The organism is Thermococcus sp. (genome assembly GCF_027063845.1).
Classification (GTDB): domain Archaea; phylum Methanobacteriota_B; class Thermococci; order Thermococcales; family Thermococcaceae; genus Thermococcus.
In genome coordinates, this window is sequence record NZ_JAMOQU010000006.1 from 1 (window position 1) to 2,133 (window position 2,133).

The 2,133-nt window shown below is 53.3% G+C and carries 3 protein-coding genes and 1 pseudogene; 1 reads left to right on the forward strand and 3 read right to left on the reverse strand.

All coding sequences use genetic code 11. The features are described 5' to 3' along the window. The 3 genes and pseudogenes from MVO87_RS00280 to MVO87_RS00290 all read right to left on the reverse strand — a co-directional run. Positions 1–91, reverse strand: a pseudogene (locus MVO87_RS00280) (Hsp20/alpha crystallin family protein); the annotation flags it as partial. A gap of 376 nt (positions 92–467) precedes the next feature. Then, positions 468–1,325: an MBL fold metallo-hydrolase gene (locus MVO87_RS00285; protein ID WP_297551791.1), complete on the reverse strand. Its 858-nt coding sequence runs from the start codon at positions 1,323–1,325 to the stop codon at positions 468–470. 30 nt (positions 1,326–1,355) lie between these two features. Continuing rightward, a complete protein-coding gene (locus MVO87_RS00290) occupies positions 1,356–1,643 on the reverse strand; it encodes a hypothetical protein (protein WP_297551793.1) in 288 nt (95 codons plus the stop codon). 224 nt (positions 1,644–1,867) lie between these two features. Here MVO87_RS00290 and MVO87_RS00295 point away from each other — a divergent pair. Continuing rightward, positions 1,868–2,133: methylmalonyl-CoA mutase family protein (locus MVO87_RS00295; RefSeq protein WP_297551795.1), on the forward strand; the 266-nt coding region annotated here is incomplete at its 3' end.

The window sequence follows — 2,133 nt, forward strand, 5'->3', positions numbered from 1 at the left end:
TCATGAAGTCGCGGAATATGGCGTCAATCTCCTCCTGGATTTCCCTCATTATGTCGTAGGGGTCCCAGTAGCGGTCCCTCCTCCAGACCATCGGCACCACCCCCACGACCTTTATTTTGGTTACCAGTAGTTACTAAAAAGGAACCCTTTATAAACTTTTCGATTTACTCTACAAAAGGTGACTAAAAAAGTTCCCCGGAGGGCTTGAATTGAAGTTAGAAGACGGGAGGTAGAAGGGGAAGGGGCGGTCTGGGTATCACCCCCGTTCAGCTGTGATGCCCCAAACGCCTGAAGCTCTCAGACCGCGGGGGTCCTGCCACGTGCCCGCAACTTCCCTAACAGGTAGGGCCCTATGACGAAGGTTCTTCGGTATATTTTGATGAATTTCGAATATATTAAGGTTTCGGTTCCGGTATCGTTCGATGTTCAATGTTAGCTGGAAAAAGCAGGTGTGTATTGAACAGCGTTCAAATCTCAACCCTGGAGTTCGGCTGTATTGGGAAAGCCTCGTAGCCGAGCCCCCTTAGGATTTCAGCGAACTCCCTGGAAAAGCCGTAAACTGTGAAAACTCTCTCAGGCTTAACTTTTTCCACTATCCTTACCAGCTCCCAGAAGTCGGCGTGGTTGCTGAGCTTCAGCCTTCCAAATCCAGAAACCGTCAGTTCCCAGGGACTTAACGAGTTCTCAACCTTAGGAGAGCGATAGGAGCGGAGGATTACCTCTCCATCGCTCTCGATGTTGCCAAAGCGAACCCCGAACTTCGAGTAAACTCTCGCCACTTTTATCATCTCGCGCGAGGGCCTGACCGTTACCCCGTGGACGTCGAGTATCTTCATGACCTCCTGCGCCTTCCCGGTCTGGTTCACGTAGAGAACGGGCCTCTTCCCTCTGTCAATGGCTTCCTCGACGAAGGCGATTAGTTTCTTCTCCGCTTCCCTTGGAGAGGGGAACGTGAAAGCTGGAACGCCGAAGGTCGCCTCGATTACCAGAAAGTCCGCCTTCGGGAAGCGGCTCTTTTCGGCTGTCCTCAGCTTGAACCACTTGGTGTCGCCGGTGTAAAAGAGCGTTCCGGCCTCGAGCCAGAGCTTTATTCCGGCCGAACCGAGCATGTGGCCTGCTGGATAGAGCTTCGCCTTAACGTCGCCGATGTAGAAGGTCTTCCCGAACCTGACCTCGCGATAGAACCCGCCCTTGCGGAGGTGGCTGAGGAACTTAGTTGCTCTGGTCGCGAAGATGACCTCCCCGCTAACGAAGTGGTCGCTGTGGGCGTGGCTCTGGAAGGCCAGCTTTGCCGAGCTGTCGAGGCCGATACCTTTGACGAGCATCAGAAAAACTTGGGGAAGGAGCTTAAAGCTTTAGACCCTGTTGAGCATACCCATCAAGGGGTAGTAGACGTCGTCAAGGTTCTCCCCCTTCTCCACGGGGAACTTGAAGGTCACGATTCTACCCGAGACTTCGAAGGACGGTCCCTCAGGCTTTCCAGGAACGAGCTTTATCTCGACGACTTCCAGCATGTCGAGCCCCCTGAGCTCGGCCTTGCCAAGGAGAGTTCCCTCGAAGGCCCCGCGCGAGAAGGCTTCCTCCAGTTTGGGCCTCAACCCAGTGACCCACTTGGAGCGCGCCCTCCTGGCCACGGCCTGCACGCCACCACCTCCGCAAAGTTTTCGATTTTTTATTTAAGATTTCGTTGTTTATTAGGTTTTTTGCTCTGGTTCGGAACAATGTTCAAAACAATGCCCCTCCCTATTCGACGTTTTGTCAGGTTTTCGAACCTCTCAAACTGGACTTTTTATCCAATGCCAAATGCTTCCTTTCGCTATGTAAAAGGTTTTTATAGTTCCCCGCCCTACCCTAAGCGGTGGTTGATATGACCTTCGATAAGGAGAAGCTCGCCAAGATTCGCGAGGAGGAGAAGCGCTGGGAGGAGACCACTGTCAAAAAGTTCATCGAGAAGAGGCCCGAGAGAAAGGAGAAGTTCATGACCGATGACGGTTTCGAGATTAAGAGGCTCTACACTCCCGCTGACCTCGGCGAGGACTGGGACTACCTTGAGAAGCTCGGCTTCCCAGGAGAATATCCGTTCACCCGCGGCGTCTACGCGACCATGTACCGCGGTCGCTTCTGGACGATGAG